This window comes from Pseudomonas siliginis (genome assembly GCF_019145195.1).
GTDB classification, from domain to species: domain Bacteria; phylum Pseudomonadota; class Gammaproteobacteria; order Pseudomonadales; family Pseudomonadaceae; genus Aquipseudomonas; species Aquipseudomonas siliginis.
The window spans coordinates 1-508 of record NZ_JAHSTW010000035.1 but is presented as its reverse complement, the minus strand read 5'-3'; the positions used below and the strand labels follow the sequence as shown (position 1 = coordinate 508).

Below are 508 nucleotides of genomic sequence, written 5' to 3'. Positions count from 1 at the left end.
CGAAGAGTCGGTGACCAGCGACACCACCGCGCTGAAAGACGATTTCCATCAGGGTTATCGCAACCGCTTCCAGGCCACGCCGTGGGACGTGCCCAATCGCCCGCCGCTGCGCCACCCGAAACCACGCATTCTCGGCAGCCAGAGCGCCGTGGTCACCGGCCCGAAAGGCGAAGAAATCCACTGCGACGAATACGGCCGGGTCAAAGTCCAGTTCCATTGGGACCGCGAAGGCCAGGCCGACGACAAGACCAGTTGCTGGCTGCGCGTCTCCTCCGCCTGGGCCGGCGCCCAGTACGGCGGCATCGCCATCCCGCGCATCGGCATGGAAGTGCTGGTCACGTTCCTTGAAGGCGACCCCGATCAACCGCTGATCAGCGGCTGCCTGTACCACAAGGAAAACACCGTCCCCTATCCACTGCCGGCGAACAAGACCCGCAGCACTTTCAAGACCCTGAGTTCCATGGGTGGTGGCGGCTACAACGAACTGCGCATCGAAGACAAAAAAGGC

The 508-nt window shown here is 63.0% G+C and carries 1 protein-coding gene; it reads left to right on the top strand.

Annotated elements, in window-relative coordinates:
* Positions 1-508, top strand: a 508-nt coding sequence (tssI, locus tag KVG87_RS25730; RefSeq protein ID WP_217853245.1) for a type VI secretion system tip protein TssI/VgrG, incomplete at both ends; no start/stop codon positions are given.